The sequence below is a fragment of the Streptomyces sp. NPDC053431 genome, from assembly GCF_044544925.1.
GTDB lineage: Bacteria > Actinomycetota > Actinomycetes > Streptomycetales > Streptomycetaceae > Streptomyces.
The window spans coordinates 1-17,001 of sequence record NZ_JBITXX010000005.1; the positions used below are offsets into that span (position 1 = coordinate 1).

16 protein-coding genes and 1 pseudogene are annotated in these 17,001 nt (G+C 72.0%); 7 read left to right on the forward strand and 10 right to left on the reverse strand.

What is annotated here, in order from left to right; genetic code table 11:
• From ACIGXE_RS14725 to ACIGXE_RS14735, 3 genes are all read right to left on the reverse strand, one after another.
• On the reverse strand, nucleotides 1–141 hold a 141-nt coding region (locus ACIGXE_RS14725; RefSeq protein ID WP_399747826.1), incomplete at its 3' end, for a transposase.
• Nucleotides 142–178: 37 nt separating this feature from the next.
• On the reverse strand, nucleotides 179–622 hold the full coding sequence (locus ACIGXE_RS14730; protein ID WP_399747162.1) for a hypothetical protein: 444 nt from the start codon (nucleotides 620–622) through the stop codon (nucleotides 179–181).
• Nucleotides 623–1,042: 420 nt separating this feature from the next.
• Nucleotides 1,043–1,507 (reverse strand): hypothetical protein, encoded by a 465-nt coding sequence (locus tag ACIGXE_RS14735; protein WP_399747164.1) that lies wholly within the window; start codon nucleotides 1,505–1,507, stop codon nucleotides 1,043–1,045.
• Nucleotides 1,508–1,925: 418 nt separating this feature from the next.
• Between ACIGXE_RS14735 and ACIGXE_RS14740 the strand changes: the two genes are divergently transcribed.
• Complete coding sequence (locus ACIGXE_RS14740; RefSeq protein WP_399747166.1) at nucleotides 1,926–2,114, forward strand: hypothetical protein; 189 nt, start codon at nucleotides 1,926–1,928, stop codon at nucleotides 2,112–2,114.
• Between the two features lie 505 nt (nucleotides 2,115–2,619).
• Nucleotides 2,620–3,915, forward strand: coding sequence for a serine/threonine-protein kinase (locus ACIGXE_RS14745; RefSeq protein WP_399747168.1), 1,296 nt, complete (start codon nucleotides 2,620–2,622; stop codon nucleotides 3,913–3,915).
• Nucleotides 3,916–4,102: 187 nt separating this feature from the next.
• On the opposite strand, the gene ACIGXE_RS14750 is transcribed toward ACIGXE_RS14745, so the two are convergent.
• Nucleotides 4,103–5,605, reverse strand: coding sequence for a flavin monoamine oxidase family protein (locus tag ACIGXE_RS14750; protein ID WP_399747170.1), 1,503 nt, complete (start codon nucleotides 5,603–5,605; stop codon nucleotides 4,103–4,105).
• A 551-nt stretch (nucleotides 5,606–6,156) separates the two neighbouring features.
• Between ACIGXE_RS14750 and ACIGXE_RS14755 the strand changes: the two genes are divergently transcribed.
• Genes ACIGXE_RS14755 through ACIGXE_RS14765 form a run of 3 tightly spaced genes read left to right on the forward strand, consistent with a single transcriptional unit; the run spans nucleotide 6,157 to nucleotide 8,781 of the window.
• On the forward strand, nucleotides 6,157–6,456 hold the full coding sequence (locus ACIGXE_RS14755; protein WP_399747172.1) for a hypothetical protein: 300 nt from the start codon (nucleotides 6,157–6,159) through the stop codon (nucleotides 6,454–6,456).
• 4 nt (nucleotides 6,457–6,460) lie between these two features.
• Nucleotides 6,461–8,140, forward strand: a complete 1,680-nt coding sequence (locus ACIGXE_RS14760) for a transporter (protein WP_399747174.1) — start codon at nucleotides 6,461–6,463, stop codon at nucleotides 8,138–8,140.
• A gap of 17 nt (nucleotides 8,141–8,157) precedes the next feature.
• Nucleotides 8,158–8,781 (forward strand): histidine phosphatase family protein, encoded by a 624-nt coding sequence (locus ACIGXE_RS14765; RefSeq protein WP_399747176.1) that lies wholly within the window; start codon nucleotides 8,158–8,160, stop codon nucleotides 8,779–8,781.
• On the opposite strand, the pseudogene ACIGXE_RS14770 reads toward ACIGXE_RS14765, so the two are convergent.
• The 4 genes and pseudogenes from ACIGXE_RS14770 to ACIGXE_RS14785 all read right to left on the reverse strand — a co-directional run.
• Nucleotides 8,727–9,278, reverse strand: a pseudogene (locus ACIGXE_RS14770) (helix-turn-helix domain-containing protein); the annotation flags it as partial. The gene ACIGXE_RS14765 and the pseudogene ACIGXE_RS14770 sit on opposite strands and share 55 nt — an antisense overlap.
• Before the next feature lie 274 nt (nucleotides 9,279–9,552).
• The gene (locus tag ACIGXE_RS14775; protein ID WP_399747178.1) at nucleotides 9,553–9,861 is read right to left on the reverse strand and encodes a hypothetical protein; all 309 of its coding nucleotides are present in this window, start codon (nucleotides 9,859–9,861) and stop codon (nucleotides 9,553–9,555) included.
• Between the two features lie 70 nt (nucleotides 9,862–9,931).
• A complete protein-coding gene (locus ACIGXE_RS14780) occupies nucleotides 9,932–10,327 on the reverse strand; it encodes a cupin (protein ID WP_399747180.1) in 396 nt (131 codons plus the stop codon).
• The gene (locus ACIGXE_RS14785) at nucleotides 10,324–11,802 is read right to left on the reverse strand and encodes an MFS transporter (protein ID WP_399747182.1); all 1,479 of its coding nucleotides are present in this window, start codon (nucleotides 11,800–11,802) and stop codon (nucleotides 10,324–10,326) included. The genes ACIGXE_RS14780 and ACIGXE_RS14785 overlap by 4 nt, the downstream gene beginning before the upstream one ends.
• A gap of 58 nt (nucleotides 11,803–11,860) precedes the next feature.
• Between ACIGXE_RS14785 and ACIGXE_RS14790 the strand changes: the two genes are divergently transcribed.
• Complete coding sequence (locus ACIGXE_RS14790; RefSeq protein ID WP_399747184.1) at nucleotides 11,861–12,529, forward strand: TetR/AcrR family transcriptional regulator; 669 nt, start codon at nucleotides 11,861–11,863, stop codon at nucleotides 12,527–12,529.
• A gap of 261 nt (nucleotides 12,530–12,790) precedes the next feature.
• Nucleotides 12,791–13,585, forward strand: coding sequence for an SDR family NAD(P)-dependent oxidoreductase (locus tag ACIGXE_RS14795; RefSeq protein ID WP_399747185.1), 795 nt, complete (start codon nucleotides 12,791–12,793; stop codon nucleotides 13,583–13,585).
• A gap of 100 nt (nucleotides 13,586–13,685) precedes the next feature.
• On the opposite strand, the gene ACIGXE_RS14800 is transcribed toward ACIGXE_RS14795, so the two are convergent.
• A complete protein-coding gene (locus tag ACIGXE_RS14800) occupies nucleotides 13,686–14,171 on the reverse strand; it encodes a hypothetical protein (protein WP_399747186.1) in 486 nt (161 codons plus the stop codon).
• Nucleotides 14,168–16,783 (reverse strand): molybdopterin oxidoreductase family protein, encoded by a 2,616-nt coding sequence (locus tag ACIGXE_RS14805; RefSeq protein WP_399747188.1) that lies wholly within the window; start codon nucleotides 16,781–16,783, stop codon nucleotides 14,168–14,170. The genes ACIGXE_RS14800 and ACIGXE_RS14805 overlap by 4 nt, the downstream gene beginning before the upstream one ends.
• Nucleotides 16,784–17,001 lie beyond the last annotated feature (218 nt).

A 17,001-nucleotide genomic window follows, 5' to 3' on the forward strand; every position in this document is an offset into this window, starting at 1 on the left:
CATCCACGGCGTGCCGGTGCGGTACTTGAACGCGATCGCGTCGATCACCTGGCGGTGATCGCGCCACCGGCCACCCCGCTTCGGTGTCCGGTCCGGCAGCAACGGCTCGATCCTCGCCCACTGGGCGTCAGTCAACGACACACATCAACCAACGATCAGATGATCCGAAGGAAACGCCCTAGTTGGGGTCCTCTCGGGCCTCGTACCCTTCGAGGCCGGCCCAGAGCAGGGGAGGTACAAGCGCCGCCAGGTACCAGGCGAGGTCGGTGAACTGCGGCGCGTCCGGGATGCTCCGGCGGTCGATGGTGGGAAGGAAAGAGACTTCCCTGCGCTGCGCGAAGAACATGAGCATGCCGCCAGTCCCGCCCTGCGGGTGGTAGATGTTCAGCGCCACGGTGAAGGGCAGATTCGCCGCAGAGTCCAACTCCGCGAGCACGGCGTTCAGGCAGTCGGGGGTGCTGTCGTACCACTCGTGCATGTCGTCTGCGTCGTTGATCATGTACGAGATGTAGCCGGGGCGTTCCTCAGCAGACCAGCCGGCGGGGGTCAGCAACTCCAGCAAGCCGCGCACGGTGGTTGGGCGCTGGAAGGTGAAGTCGATGTCTGCTTGTCGGTTACCCACGTGCGTCTCCGGGAGCTTAAGCGGTCGCGTCGCATACTCGCCGCTACGCAACGCTCCGTCGACCCGATTTCCCTGGGGCCGCTGCTCCAGCGGGTGGAGTGCCCGACGCTGCACCGAGCCTGAGTACCGGTCGGTTCCTTGGTCGGCCGCCGGGGGGGGCGATTCTGAACATCAGGGTTGTCCACCCAGGCCACATGGCGCGCTCAGTCACCACGTCACTGTTGTGACTGAGCGCTTCATTGGCGGACGAGCGTGCTGGTCGGCGGGCTGCGCAGCGTAGTGGCGGACGACGCGTGGCAGGCCGGCGCCGCTACGGAGCGCACGGAGGGAGCCGGGCCCCGGTTGCCCCTGGCCAGAGGCAGGCTTGTCAATGTCGGGCCAGGTGGCCTGCTTGGCCGTACCCGTTGTGGTCGTCGTCGATCACGCACTCGACTCGGGGTGTGATCCGTGAAGCCGCTCTCGCGGGCGTTGCGCGTGGACGCGGCGCACGCGCTTCACCGTCACCGCCGCCGGGAGACCGGCCAGGAGGAGGGACAGCCCCACCGGGAGCACCCCCGCCCACACTGTTGGTGAGACGTACGCGGTGCCGGACGTACCGTCCACCAACCACGCGCGGACCGGTGGCGAGTCGATGTCGCCCTCGACGGGGACCTCGAACGACGAGCCGCCGTCATCCGGGGTGAAGGCGCCCGAGCAGGACGTCGACGTTCCCGCATTGGCCACGGTGTTGTCGTACGTCCGGCAGCCGGCTTCGGTCACGGTGCCGGGCTCGCCCCACAGCGCCGCCCGCAGCTCTGCGGTGAAGTTCGTCAGCACGACGTAGGCCAGGAACAGCCCGACCAGACAGGCCAGGGCCAGCCACGGGGCCGGTCCGACCTGCTCCAACCTGCTCCGTTGCCCGTCCGGAACGTGCCCACCCTCGCTCATCCCCACCCCCGGATCGCCGACGGACCTCCATGGTGACCGATCCGAGGTGCCCTCGGAAGCCGTCCATGACGCCGCGCCCGAGAGGCCTCCGGCAAGCTCGCCGGCGCGCCGCGAGGGGCGCGCAACCACGGTATGGGCGAGGAGTCCCCGCGGCCGGCTGGTGACTGTGTCCCGCCCGGCCGCCCCTGCCGTCGGAAGGTGATCTGTGGTGCGCACCGCCGACGCCGAGTGGGACGCCTGTCAACGTGGTGGCGCCGCACGGCCTCGCGGGCGTGCTGACCTGGGGGGCTCGCCCGGACGGTCGTCTCCCTGCGGCGTGGGGCTCCCGTGACCGGGAGGATGGGTACCTGCCTCATCCACGATGCGAGGAGCCGGTATGTACGAGATGCACGTCGGCGCCGCCGCCCCTGGATCAGGCCTGGTATGGCACATCGTCGCCCCGGGCGATGGCACAACACTGTGCGGCCAGGCGCTGAACCGTGAAGGGCCCGCGGACACTGATCTCCACTGCACCCCGTGCATGGTGCGCTTCCAAAGCCTCATCGAACACAGCACCCAGCGCTGAAGGCAGTTCTTTCGCCAGCCGGGGCGTGGCGACCGGCCGCGACGCCCCGGCTGGCGCGCGATGTAGGTCCTCGGCCGACCGCTGGAGGCTGCGCAGGTACAGCACGACGTGTCCGTGCCGGGCCCGGGCAAGCAGTCCGGCGCGGTGCAGGACGCCGAGGTGCCGGCCACGCCGCCTCCCGGCCCGCTACCGTGCCAGGCTCGTCCCGTGCCCACTCAGCCCCAGGCGCGGGGCGCTGGTTCTCCGTCAAAGGTGCGGCCAGGACGTCGGCCTCCTGCCGGTTCCCGTCGAAGAGGCCCTGGGGGCATGCCACGTCGGACGGATGCTCCCGTTGCCTTTTCCGCGCTGATGCTCGTCCTCGAGGTGCCACGGCATGTTTGCGGGGGACTCGGAGGCAGCAGGCTTGACTACCGGAGGCGTGCGAGCGGGAGGGGTCAGGGGGATGGGTCGGACGGACGATGGGGACGAGGGAACGCGATTGCCTTCGACGATCGGGCCTTACCGAGTGATCAGGAAGCTGGGCGCCGGGGGGATGGGGGAGGCGTTTTTGGCGAGTTCCGAGCAGGACGGCTTGGTGGTCGTCAAGCGGATCCGGGCGGACCTGGCCGCGGATCCGGTCTACCGGGCGCGGTTCCGCCGCGAGGTCCAGGCCGCGCGAGCCGTGAGCGGTGACTGCACGCCTGCCGTGGTGGGCGCGGCGCCTGAGGCCGAGCACCCCTGGCTGGCCACCGTCTTCGTCGAGGGAAAGGACCTGCAGTCGCTGGTGTCCGGCGGCGCGGGCCCCCTGGAGGAAGGGGCGGTGCGTGACCTCGCCGGCGCGCTTGCCACCGCGCTGGCTGCCCTGCACCGTGTGGGTCTGGTGCATCGTGACCTGAAGCCGTCCAACGTCTTGATGACGGACAAGGGCCCTCGTGTCATCGACTTCGGGATCGCCAAGCCGCTGGGAGACGGCTTCACCGTGCTCACTGATCCGTCGTGGGCGATAGGTACCCCGTCGTACATGTCACCCGAGCAGGCGAAGGGACGCGACGTCTCGCCCGCCAGTGACGTGTTCTCGCTGGGGTCGATCCTCGTCTACGCGTCGACCGGGCATCTCGCCTTCCCCGGCGACGGCGCCGCCGCTGCACGGGCGGTGATAGACGACCGTCCGAATCTGGACGGCGTACCCGGCGGTCTGCGCCCCGTCATCGAAGCGTGCTTGGACAAAACCCCGGAGAATCGCCCTTCACCCGAAGGCATACTCAACCTCCTCTCGGCCACCGGGGAGTTCACACAGACCCGTCGCCACCGTCCGCCGATGGGTGCAGCGTACGGCACGCTGACACTTGCGCTGACCTGCTATTTCTGCGCCTTCCTCGTGGCCGCGGCCGTCCGCCACGGTTACCCTCTGCTGGTCCCCGTGGCCCTGGTCTTCGGCGTGGTTTCGCCGGTGTGGGTGATGGACATGTTGCATCGGCTGCGCAAGGTCACTGCCCAGGCCACGGTGAACGACTGGGGGGTGAAGCTGCGGTACGGGCACGTCCAGGTCGAGTACCCCTGGGAGGAACTCAGCCGGGTGGCGCTGATCAGGCGCAAAGCCGCTCGCGTACCGGCCGACGCGCCCTGGTCCCTCGTCGCCACCATGCGGCCCGGCTACCCGGGCGTCCAGCCCAAGCCCTTGCGCCTGCACCCGGGAAACCGGGTGGGACTGAACCTGCAGCTGACGCAGGGGGAAGCAGTCGTTCTCGCGGCCCTGCTGGACCGGCAACGGGCGAACACCCGGTCAGCCGAGGACGACGCCAGTGAGGAGATCACCGGCTGAAGTGACGGGGACGCCCGGTCCGGCACGGTGAACGCCGACCGACACACGGGGCGCGGCATGCCGGTGGTGAGCATCGCACCGGCATGCCGATGGGAGAGGACGGAACCCACTCGGACTCCCGCTCGGCCGGCTTGGTTCTCCCGACTACGACGACCCGCTTGACCCTTCACGGAGCCCGCCCCCGCCGTCACAGCACCGCGCCCACCTCCTTCGCCGCCCGCTCGCCGGCGCGGACCGCTCCCTCGATGTAGCCCTGGTACGCGGTCGCCGTCTCGGTGCCCGCCCAGTGGATCCGGCCCACCGGCTTGCGTACGGCGTCCGTGTACTGCGTGAGGAGCCCCGGCGGGGCGGTGCTCACACAGCCCTCGATCCACGGCTCGTGCGCCCAGTCCTGTTCCAGGAAGCGGACGGGGTGCGCCGCCTCGGGGCCGAACAGCGTCACCATGTCGGCGAGGAAGGCGGCCCGGCGCTCACGGGGGTCGTCGAGGACCTTGTCGCTCCAGGTGTGGCCGGGGCCGGTGCCCGCGGTGCCCATGAAGGTCAGGAGGATGCCGACGCTGCCGTCGGGCGGCGAGTTGTCGACGACGAAACGTGCGAACGGCAGGTCGGTCATCGCCGAGCCGTTGAGCCCCTTGGCCCGCCAGAAGGGCTTCTCGTAGACCGCGAAGAGCTTGCTCTCCGTGCCGTTGTGCCACTTGCGCTGGAGTGAGGCGCGACGGGCCGGAAGGCGCGGAGTGAAGCTGATGCGTTCGGCGTCCGCCGGCGACATCGCGACGATCACCTGCTTGCAGCGCACATCGGCCCTGGCCGACCGGACGAGGACGTCACCCTCCCGTCGGCGGATCTCCCGGACCGGCGAGCCCATGACGACGCGCTTGCCGAGCTGCTCGGCCATCTCCAGGGAGATCCGCTGCGTGCCTCCCACCACCCGCGACTCCTGGGCGCCCCCGGTCGTGGAGATCATGTGCTCGATCCCGCCGGCCCCCGCGATGTGGAAGAGGGCCAGGAGGAGCGAGGTGTTGTGCGGGTCCTCCCCGTGGATGACCGTGAACGCGAGCGTGAACAGCCACTTGGCCTCTTCCGTGGCGGCGTTCGCGTCGAGCCAGTGCCCGAAGGTCGTGGCGTCCCATGCGACGGCGTCCTTCGCGTTCCACGGCGCGTCCACGGGAACGGTCGCGGCCATCTTCTCCAGGTTCGCCGCCAGCCGGCCGAAATCCTCCAGCGCGTTCGCCGGCAGGGCCGGGACGGATCCGGTGAACTCCTGGCGTACGCCCTTGCGATGGAGGAGCGACGCGCCGTCGACATAGGTCTTGAAGGTCTTCAGGCCGAGCTCGTCGAGCAGCGCGAAGAGGCGGTCCTGCCCCGGGCCGACCCACTGCCCGCCGCCCTCGGTGACGACGCCCTTGCCGACGCCGAGGTTGAGGGTCCGGCCTCCCACCCGGTCGTCGGCCTCCAGGACGAGCACCGAGCGGCCGGCCTGGACGAGGCGGCGGGCCGCGGTGAGGCCCGAGACGCCGGCCCCGACGACCACGACGTCCGCGGTGGTCTCCTCGACCGGCTCCGGGGTCGTCGCGGAGGCGGGTGCCACGCGTCCGAGGCCGAAGCCGGCGGCCACCGCCGCGGCCCCGCCGCCCGCCAGTACGACGCGCCGTGAGACGCCGCTCTTGTCCTGCCGTCGTGTCTCTGTCACGGGTCTTCTCCTTGCTGCTGCCGTACGGGTACGGCGACGCGTGCTGGTGTCACCCTCGGCCGCGGCGGAGGCCCGCGAGCGCGACCGACGGGGTTTCGGGGGAGGGATTTCGGTGGGGAGGGGCTTCGGTGGGGAGGGAGGAGTCGCCGGCGGGGCCGGCGCGCCGGCGCAGCGGGGCACCCCGGCTCGGCGGACCTGCTCGCGCAGGCGGTTCTTCAGGAGCTTGCCGCCCGGGTTGCGGGGCCGCGTGCCGTGGGCCGACACGACCGGGGCGTCGATCTGAGGAGGTGGGCGTCTCCGTACCCGCGCAGCGGAATGCGCCTCGTGGGCGTCGGCACCGGTGGCCGAGGGCGGCGGAAGCCAAACTCGAATTGATTCGAGTTTAGCCATCGGCGAGGCGCCGTCAAGGTCTGTCCGGCGCCCCGGGGTGCGGGCCGAGTTCGCCTGGGATCTTGACGCGCCGCTCATGGGAGCCCTAGAACTCGAATGCATTCGAGTTTCGTTCGTGCTCGTGACCCGCGCCCCCGCCACCTCATCCGACCGAGGATCCCGTGCCTTCTTCGTTCCTTCCGGCCCCACCGCCCCCGTGCTCCCCGGAACCGCCGCCGCCGGCCGACGCCCTCCGGGAACGCGCCGCCCTCCGGGCCTTCCTCGTCGCCAACGCGATCCCTCTGACGGGCGGCGTCCTGCTGTCCCTGATCACGTCGCTGCCGGGCGTCCACCTGTACGGGCAGCTCACCCTCGGCGTCGCATGGGCGCTCCTGCAGCTCGGCGTCTTCGTCGGCACCGCCTGGCGGTACGAGAACCGCGCCGCGAGCGCCGCTCCCGCCCTCGACCGGGCCGGGCGGTGACCTGATGTTCCGCTCCCTCTTCGGCCCGGGCGGGGTCGACCCCCTCGGCGCGGCGGCCAGGGGCCCGGTGATCGTCGCGTTCCTCGTCTTCATCGGCGTCGCGCTCCTGTGGGTCTTCACCCTCGCGACCCAGGAGAACCGCCCGGAACGCCTCTACGTCGCCGACCGGTCCCTGTCTCCGGTCCTCAACGGCTTCGCCATGGCCGGCGAACAGATCTCGGTCGTCACCCTGTTCGCGACGACCGGCGCCGTCGCCCTCTTCGGATACGACGGAATCGCCTCCGCCGTCGACAGCGTCATCGCCCTCGGCGTCCTGCTCCTCCTCGCCCGGCGCATACGGGACAGCGGCCGGTTCACCCTCGGCGACCTCTTCGCCCTGCGCGCGCCCGGACCGGGGCCGCGCCTGGCCGCGGCCGTGGTCACCCTCGTCATCACCGTCCCGTTGCTCATCGTCCAGCTGCGGGCCGCCGGCATCAGCGTCGCCCTGCTGATCGGGCTGTCGAGCGACCAGGCACAGATCGGCTGCACCCTCCTGATGGGCTGCCTCGTCGCCTGCTTCGCGGCGGTGGCGGACCTGCGCGGCACGACCTTCGTCCACGTCGTCAAGGTGGTCGTCACCCTGGCGGTGCTGGCGGCGGTCACCGTGCCGGCCCTCGGGAAGTTCTCCTGGGACCCCGGCGACCTGCTCTCGGCCGCGGTCGGGAAGAGCATGTCGCCGCAGGGCTATCTGGACCACGGGCTCTGGGCGCACACGGCCGGTCTCGGCCCGCTCAACACGCTGAGCGACCACATCGTGGTGATCCTCGGAACGGCCCTGATGCCCCACCTGATCCTGCGCGTCGGCGCCTCCCGTTCCGGTGCCTCCGCGCGGCGCTCCATGAGCATCGCCACAGGGCTGGTGGGGGCCTTCTTCCTCCTGCTGATCGCGACGGGCTTCTCGGCGGCGGCCGTGGTGGGCAGCCGGGACATCGGCGCCGTGGACCCGAACGGGCAGGCGGCCCCGATCCTGCTCGCCTCCGAAGTGCTCGGCCGGGGATCGGGTCTGCGCGTCACGCTCGTCACCGTCATGGCGTGCGTCGCCTTCCTGGCCGTGCTCACCGCCGTGACCAGCGTGACCTTCGCCGCCGCCGTCTCCTTCGCCCACGACGTGTTCGCGCGCTTCCGCCGTGGCGCCCGGGAGGGCGACGAAGGCGACGAGGGCGAGGTGCGGGCCCTGCGGACGGCCGTCGTCGTCCTGTGCGCCGTGTCGTTGACGCTGTCCGCCGTCGTCCACCGCTATCCGGTCGAGTTCCTGGTCACCTTCTCGATGAGCGTCGTGGCGTCCTGCGTCTTCCCCGTGCTGGTCCAGTCCTTCTTCTGGCCCGCGTTCAACCGCCGAGGGCTGCTGTGGACCGTGTACGGGGGGCTGGCGCTCTGCGTCCTGCTCACCCTGTTCTCGCCCATCGTCTCCGGTACGGAGTACGCGCTCTGGCCGCACGCGCGTTTCGACTGGTACCCGTTCCACACCCCGGGTCTGGTCTCCGTGCCCGCGGCCTTCCTGCTCGGAAGGCTCGGCAGCCGGTACCGGCCGGGCACGCTCGGGCGGTACCGGCCGCCGAAGCCCGCACCCCCGCACACCCGGCCGCCCGCGGACGGAACCGGCGCTCGGGAGGCCGCGTCCCTGAGGGTGCAAGATCGTCGGTGAGCACGGAGGAGCGTGAGATGACCGCCAGGGGCACCCGTTACCTGTATCTCGTTCGACACGGCCAGGCGACGCCGGACGAGAGCGGGCTCACCGAGGCCGGCCGGCGGCAGGCCACACTGCTCGGCCGGCGCCTGCGGGACGTCCCCTTCGCGGCCGTTCACCACGGCCCGCTCTCCCGCGCGGAGCAGACCGCACGCCTCATCGGCGATGAGCTGACGGACGTCCCCGTACACGTCTCCGAGGTCGCCGGCGACTACGTGCCGCACATGCCGGAGAAGGAGGAACTCCCGGCGGATTCAGCGGACTTCTACCTCCGCTTCCTCGCCGACGCGACCGAGGAGGAACGTGAGCGGGGACCCGTGCTGGCCCGCCGGGCGCTGGAGCTGTTCACCGGGCCGGCGGACGGCGAGGAGGACCGGCACGAACTGGTCGTCACGCACAACTTCCTGGTCGGCTGGCTCGTCCGGGACGCCCTGCACGCGCCGAAGTGGCGTTGGCTCGGGCTCAATTACTGCAACGCGGCTCTCACCGTCATCCGCTACGCGCCCGGGCGGGCGGCCTCCGTCCTCCTCGCCAACGACATGCGTCATCTGCCGGCAGAGCTGCGCTGGACGGGATTCCCTCCCGAGCTCCACATCTGACGGCCGGGCCACGCGAGATCGTCCACGGCGAGGAAGCGCTCGCCGGCCACGGTCGCGGGGGTCGCTCCGGTGAACGCCATCACGTCCCGATGCAGGTGGGACCGGTCGGCGTAACCGGTGTCGGCCGCGAGGTGGGCCGCGCCTTCACCGGCGACCAGGCGGTGGGCGGCACGGCCGAAGCGGACCAGCTTCACCGCGCGCTTGGGCAGAAGGCCGAGCTGCAACCCCAACCGGGACCACGACCGCTTACGGCTCCACCCGACCTCGGCCGCGAGCGCGTCGACTCGTACCAGGCCGCGGCCGGCGACGATCCGATGCCAGGCCCAGGCCACTTCGGGGTCCGCCGGCGGCCCCGCCTCGTACCGGCTCGCGAGCAACGCGTCCGTCCACGCGAAGCGGTCCTGCCACGACGGGACTTCGGCGAGCCGCTCGCGGATCCGGGCCGCCTCCCGGCCCCACAGGTCCTCCAGCGGTACGACGGCGCCGTCGAGCTCGCTCGACGGCGGCGACATTCACGCGTCGGCCCCCGTTACGCCCGCAATCCTGTTCATCTGCGGGTACGCGTCCTCGACCCGCTCCTCGTCCTCTCGCCCTGAACGGCTTGATTCCCCTGCCCGGGAATGAGACCGAGCACCTGTTCGCCGCTTCTCAGCCCTGTCCACGGCCTCGCACATCACCTGCGCTGGTCACACCGGCGACGTCGGCACCAAACCCGCGCACGTCTGAGCCCCTACCGTAGGCAAGCCGCCGCCCTGCCGTGAAGAACAAGGTCTACGTCTGGAGTCCTACTGGCTCGCTAAGACGCTCGCGCCATCGCCGCGCAGCTCCAGGCTGGTCTTCGCGCGCGTGCGGAGCGGTCTCGATGGTATGCAGGAGAGTCCAGGCCACGCCAAAGCACAGGTCTTCCCCGAAGCACTCCGCCAGAGCGTGCGCCTCCTCATCGGTCACGGGGCGAGCGATGCGACCCAGAAGATCTGCGGCGTGGTCGACGGCAGCTTCGACGACTTCGTCCGGCCGATCATCGTCCTCGGCGGGGAGTTTACCCAGAGCGACGAATTCAGCGACTTCCGGACGGATCACGGCACACCCTTCCTGCTATTGCGATGGAGCCTGTGTGGCGGCCTCACCGCAGCCTATCTGGACGGGAGAATCAGTGGGCGTCGGTGCGCTTCTCGAGGCGGGTGCCGTCGCGGAGGGTGATCGACATCAGATCGCTGGGGGCGTCCAGTTCCAGGCGGTGCCAGCGGCCGCGGGGGACGATCACGGCGGCGCCCGCCCGCAACCGCACCATGTCCTCGGTCCCGCCGGGCGCGTCGGGACGGAAGTAGAGGCGGGCGCCGCCGGTCAGGCAGCACACCGCCTCATCCGCCTCCGGGTGCATCTCCCAGTGGTCGGCGTGGACGTCGGCGTCGGTCTCCACGTGGAACATGGCGATCTGCCAGGCGCCGGAGTCACTGCTCGTCATCTGCCGTTCGACGGCCCGGACGTCGCCGTCGGGGTGGAAATGCAGCGCCGAGGCGAACAGGTCGAGGACGGTGGTCGTCATGACAGGGTTCCTTCCCGCTGGTTCTCTGCGGTGGCGGTGGCGGTGGCGGTGGCGGTGGCGGTGGCCGTGGGCTGCGGGACGGCGGTCACGGCTCGGCGGCGCGGCAGCACACCGATCGCCACGACTGCCGCGAGTGCGAAGACGGCGGCGGCCACGGCCAGGCCCCACGCGTAACCGTGGTTGAGCGCGACGGGGTCGGCGGCCGTGCCGGTGTGGTGCGCGGCGACGGTGGCCAGGGCGGCCAGGCCGATGGATCCGCCGAGTTGGCGGGAGCTGTTCATCAGGCCGGACGCCATGCCGGCCTCGGGCGGGGCGACGCCGGTGGTCGCGGCGGCGGCGACCGGAGCCAGGACCAGTCCAGCGCCGACGCTGGTGACGAGGGACGGGCCGAGCACGTCGGCGAGGAAACCGCCGTCGGGACGGATGAGGGCGAACCAGGCCAGGCCCGTGGCGGCCAGCAGCGCGCCGGGCACCAGGGAGACCCGGGGGGTGCGGGACGCCGTGACGCGGGTCGCGACGACGGTTCCCGCGACCAGACCCAGGGAGAAGGGCAGAAAGGCGGCTCCGGTCGCCGCGGCGCCCATGCCCAGGACCTGCTGCATGTACAGGGACACGAAGTAGAACGCCCCGAACTGCCCGGCCGCGGCCAGGAACACCAGCACGTTCGCGCCGGCGACCCAGCGGTTGCGCAGCAGGCCCAGGCGCAGCAGGGGCGTGGCGGCCCTCGCCTCGGCGAGGACGAAGGCGGCGAGCAGTACGGCCGCGGCGGCGAGGGTCGTCCACGTGACCGGGGATCGCCAGCCAAGGGTGTCGGTGCGGACGACACCGAGCACCAGCAGCCCGACTCCACCTGTCGCCAGGACGGCGCCCGGGGTGTCCAGCCTCTCGCGCCGGGCGGGCGCCGCGTCGGCGGCCACTCCCGCGAGGACCAGCGCGAGAGCCACCGCGACGACGGGCAGGTTGACCAGCATGACCCAGCGCCAGCCCGCGTACTCGGTCAGCAGTCCACCGGCCAGCACGCCCAGCGCGCCGCCCGCGGCGTTCACCGCGCTCCACACCCCCAACGCCCGGACGCGCCGGGGGCCTTCGGGGAAGGTGGTGGTGAGCATCGCCAGCGCGGCAGGCGCGGCCGCGGCGGCGCCCAGGCCCTGCCCGGCGCGAGCGGCGATCAGGTGCCAGGGCTCCTGGGCCAGCCCGCCCGCCAGCGAGCACAACCCGAAGGCGGTCAGCCCCAGCACGAACATCCGGCGCCGGCCGTACAGGTCGCAGGCGCGTCCGCCCAGCAGCAGGAACCCGCCGAACGCGAGCGCGTACACGTGCACGACCCACGACAGGTCCAGCGGCGCGAATCCCAGCGCCGTGCGGATCGCGGGTAACGCCACGTTGACCACGGACATGTCCAGGGCGACGACGAACTGGGCGACGGCGGCTGCCGCCAGCACCACTCCGGGCCTCCCGCGAGAGTTTCTATACATGTAAGAAAACTTAGCGCCGGGGTCTGCCGCTGTCGACACCTGGGGAATGATGGGGGGCATGCCGCAACCGTCCGCACCGCGCAGAACCCCGGGCCGACCTCCCCGCATCTCTCGCGAGGAGATCATCGAGACGGCCCGCCGGATCGTGGAGGAAGGAGGCGTGGACCGGCTGACCATGCGGCGGCTGGCCACGGAGGTCGGCAGTACCCCGATGGCGCTCTACCACCACGTCCGCGACAAGGAGGAACTCCTCGTCCTTCTGCTGGACGACTACGCCTCCCGGGCCCTGCGCCGACCCGAACTGCCCGCCCACCCCCGCGAGCGGATCATCGCCGCCACCACCGCGATCCACGAGGCGCTCGCCGCCTGCCCCTGGATCGTGGAGGTGTTGACCGCCGACGACCTGATGTCCACATCCGCCCTGTGGTTCGTCGAGCAGATCGTCGACGGCCTGGTCGCGTGCGGTCTTCCCCTCGACCGGGCGGTGCACGGTTACCGTGCGATCTGGTACTACACCGCCGGGGAGATCGTGGTCAGGGCGACGGCGGCCCGGCGGCGCGCGGACGACGACCGGGCGACCTACCGGGAGCGGGTCTTCGCCGCTCTCGACCCGAGCGAGCTGCCCCGCCTGACGCAGGCCGCGGACCGCTGGGCCCCGCTGACCGCCGAGGACACCTACCAGGACGGGCTACGGGCCCTGGTGGACGGCCTCCTCGCTACCCGCTGACGGACCGCTGCCGCCGATGAACGCGTCAAGTCCTGCGCCGCTGACGGTCCTGTCAACACACCAGCGCCGCGAAAGGTGCCGGCGATGGCCCGTTTCGCGACGCCGGCGACGGCGTACGGAAGCGGGCCCAGGGCCCCCGCCCCATCTCCGTCCTGCCCGAGGGCCCCGGCCGCGCCCTCGACCGCCTCACCAGCCGCAGCGCACGTCGGCGGTTCGGGCATTTCGCCCATGCCGGGCGCACGGGCGGGTAGGCGCCCGCGCATGGACACGACTCACGCACAGGAACTGGCCCTCGTCACCGGCGCGTCGAGCGGCATCGGATACCAGCTGGCCAGGCAGTTCGCAGAGCACGGCTTCGATCTCGTGATCGTCGCCGAGGACGACGGCATCGAGGTCGCGGCACAGGAGCTGCGCGGGTACGGGACGCAGGTACACCCGATCCGCGTGGACCTGGCCGCGCCGACCGGGGTGGAACGGCTGCTGGCGGAGACGAGGGCGCTGCGGCGTCCGGTGACCGCCGCGGCGCTGAACGCCGGGGTCGGCCGGGGCGGCGCGTTCCTGGACACGGACATCGCCGACGAGCAGGAGGTCATCGACCTGAACATCACCTCGACCGTCCGGCTGGTGAAGGGGCTGCTCCCGCCGATGGTCGAGGCGGGATCGGGCAGGCTGCTCATCACCTCCTCCATCGCCTCGACGATGCCCGGCTCCTTCCAGGCCGTCTACAACGCGACGAAGTCCTTCCTCCAGTCCTTCGCCCAGGCGCTGCGCGAAGAGCTCAAGGACACGGGCGTCACGGTGACCTCGCTCATGCCCGGCCCCACCGACACGGACTTCTTCCGGCGCGCCGACATGCTGGACACCCCCGTCGGCCGGTCCGACAAGGACGACCCGGCGCAGGTCGCCGCCCAGGGCTACGAGGCACTCATGGCGGGCAAGGGCAAGCTCGTCGCGGGCTCGCTCAAGACCAAGGCCCAGGGCATGGCCAACCACGTCCTGCCGGACCGGCTCAAGGCCGTCGCACACCGTCGTATGGCGGAACCCAGCAGTCGCTGACGCGGCCTCCGCGGCGGATGGCGTGGTCGGAACCTGCGGCCGAGGCCGCAGACGGGGCGGGCGGCGGAACCGCGGCCGACGACGCGGCCGGGACGTGCGGTCAGGATGCCGTCAGGATCTGGGCCGACAGGTTCTTGATCATGCTCTCGGTCCAGCGGAGCTGGCGCTGCCCGCGCGGTCGGCAGTGCGAGACCAGCGCGTCGAGCCGGGCGTCCCGGGTGGCCGAGGCCGCCTGGGACAGCATCTGCCAGTACGCGCCGTTGCCGGCCACGGCAAGGTGCAGCGCCCGCAGGTCCTCCAGGAGGCGCAGGCCCGGGTCGTCCGGCCCGGGCGCGTCCGCGCCGTCCTGCGCCGCCGAGAGGGACGGCGCCGGGTCGGTCGGCCCGTAGTGGTCGTCCGGGGGGCCGTAGTGGTCGAGGGCCTCGGCCAGGAGCCGGCCGTGCTCGGCCGACCAGTGCGCGAGGTCCGTGGCGACGTGGTGGACCTCGTGCTCCTGCCGGTGGTGCCACGCCATGGCGAGGAACTCCGCGGACAGGTGCCGTTCGCCCCGCTGCAGCGCCTCCAGGACCACCGCGACCCCGTTCACGACCCCACCTCCTCCGCGCCTTCCGCGCTGCTCCCCGCGCCTTCTGTGCTCCCCGTGCCGTCCATACTCCCCGTGCCGTCCATGCCGTTTGCGCCCCCCGCGCCTTCCGACGTGCTTTCCGCGCCGGCCGCGCCTCCTGCTTCGTGCGTCGGATCCGCCTCGTACGACTCCTCGACGAGCGCCGTCCGGCCGCCCTCCGTCGCGGGGGCCGTGCCCGGGCGGGCCGGGGCGGAGGCGGTCGTGGTGGGGGCGGGGGAGGGCCGTCCGGCGCCGCGCTCCAGGAGCGTGAGGCGCGCGGCGGCCGTCTTGAACAGCGGCTGCTTGGACACCGGGTCCCAGTCGGTCACCGTGACCTCGTTGGCCGCCCGCGCGGGCACGCCGTCGGCTGGCCCCGAGCCGGCGGAGGTGTCCCAGTAGCCGTAGTGGAAGGGGACGAACAGCAGCCCACGGCGGATGTCCGTGACGCGCAGGCGTCCGCGGAGGGATCCGCGCGGGTTGCCGACCTCGACCAGGTCGCCCTCCCCGAGGCCGAGCGCCGAGGCGTCGGCGACGGAGATCTCCACCCACACCTCCGGTGCCGCCGCGTTCAGCTGGGGAGCGCGGGCCGTCTTGGTCCGGGTGTGGAAGTGGTAGAGGGTGCGGCCGGTCGTCAGCTGGAAGGGCAGCTCCTCGCCCGAGTCCTCGTGCGGCGGCACGTACTCCGCCGCCCGCAGCAGCGCCTTGCCGTCCGGGTTGAGCTCGCGGTACTCGGCGGACGGGGCCGGGGCCCCGGTGACCAGGTCCTTGCCGTAGCTCTCGCAGGCGTCGGGGTGGGCCCAGGTGACGCCGTCCGTGTACAGCCGCGGCGTCCCGTCCGGGGCCTCTGCGGTGCAGGGCCACTGCACGCCGCTGCCGCCGCGCAGCCGGTCGTACGACAGACCGGTGTAGTCGCAGGGGCGGCCGGCGCTGCACCGCTGCCACGCCTCGAAGGCCGACTCCGGATCGTGCCAGCTGACGAGCGGGCTCCCGTCCTTGTCGCGGAAGTCCATGCGGCGGGCGTAGTCGAGGAAGATGTCGAGGTCCGGCCGCGCCTCGCCGGGCGGATCGACGGCCCGTTCGGAGAGGTGCACGGTGCGGTCGGCGTTGGTGAAGGTGCCGGTCTTCTCTCCCCAGGTGGCGGCCGGCAGGACGACGTCGGCGAGCTGGGCGGTCTCGGTGAGGAACAGGTCCTGGACGACCACGAACAGCCCCTCGCTTGCCAGGACGTCGCGGACCCGGGAGAGCTCGGGAAGGGAGACGGCCGGGTTGGTGCCGCTGATCCACAGCATCCGCAGCGAGCCCTGCTCGGCGTAGCGGAACATCTGCATCGCGTGGGTCGGCGGGGCGTAGTGGGGGATCGTGTCGGGCTCGACGTTCCACACCTCGGCCAGGTCCGCGACGTGCTCCTCGTTCGCCCAGTTGCGGAAGCCGGGCAGGTCGCCGTCGGCGCCGCACTCGCGGGTGTTCTGGGCCGTGGGCTGCCCGTTCATCTGCAGCACGCCCGCGCCGGGCCGGCCGAGCATCCCGCGGATCAGGTGCAGGTTGTTGACCTGGACGGCCGCGGCGGTGGCCTGATGGGACTGGTAGACGCCCTGCAGCACGGTGGACAGCAGGCGGTCCGCCGTCCCCAGCACCTCCGCCGCCTCCCGGATCCGGGCCGCGGGCACGTCGCAACGGGACGCCGCCCACTCGGGGGTGCATTCCGCGACGGCCCGCTCGAGGTCCTCGAAGCCGACCGTGTGCCGCTCGACGTACCCGTGGTCGACGTGACCGGCCCGGATGATCTCGTGCAGGAGGGCGTTGAGCAGCGCCACGTTCGTACCGATCCGGGGCGCCAGGTGCACCGTCGCCCGGCGGGCGACCGGGGTGGGCCGGGGGTCGACGCATACCAGTTGGGGCGGATCGGCGCCCTCGAGCCGGTCGAGCACCCGCATCCACTGCACCGGCTGCGACTCGGCGAGGTTGTGCCCGAAGAGGGCGATGACGTCGGCGTGGTCGATGTCGTCGTAGCTGCCGGGCTGCCCGTCGGAGCCGAACGACTGCTTCAGGGCCTCGGCCGCGGTCGAGGTGCAGAGGCGGGTGTTGCCGTCGAGGTGCGGGGTGCCGACGCCGGCCCGGGCCAGGACCGCGAGCGTGTAGTACTCCTCCAGGAACAGCTGCCCGGAGGTGTAGAAGCCGATCGAACCGGGCCCGTGCTCGTCGAGCAGCGTGCGGGAGCGGGCCGCGACGAGGTCCAGGGCCGTGTCCCAGTCGGTCGGTACGAGCCGCCCGTCCCGGCGCACCAGCGGACGGCGGAGCCGGTCGGCCGAGGCGTTGGCCTGCCACCCGAAGGCGTCCTTGGGGCCCAGCCGGCCCCGGTTGACGCGGTCGACGACCCGCCCCCGTACGCCGACCATCGTGCCGTCCTTCACGGCGATGTCCATGGCGTCACCGTCGGAGTGCAGGATCGACGCCGTCTGCACCCACCGCTCGACCTCGTCCTCGCGGACCCCCTCGGCGAGACGGAGATCCTGTCGCGTGGGCCATTCCCCACCCCGCCCGTACGGCGTCCGGCTCCCCCAGGGTCGTGCGATCCGGTCCACCGAGGCCCTCACGGGCACCTCCAGGCTCTCGAGAGAGGGTTCCCCGCCTCCTACCGCCGCCCGGATGGAGGGACGAAGGGCGGGCGGCGGCTTCACGGGACGCTGCCCGGCGGCTGCCCGCGGGGAGCGGGTTCATGCGCGGATCGGGGAGAAAGCGACAGGGTGGTGGGGGTGAGTGGGGCTCGGTGAGGGGGCGGGCGGGGCCGTACGGGCGGCCGTCGCATGACGCC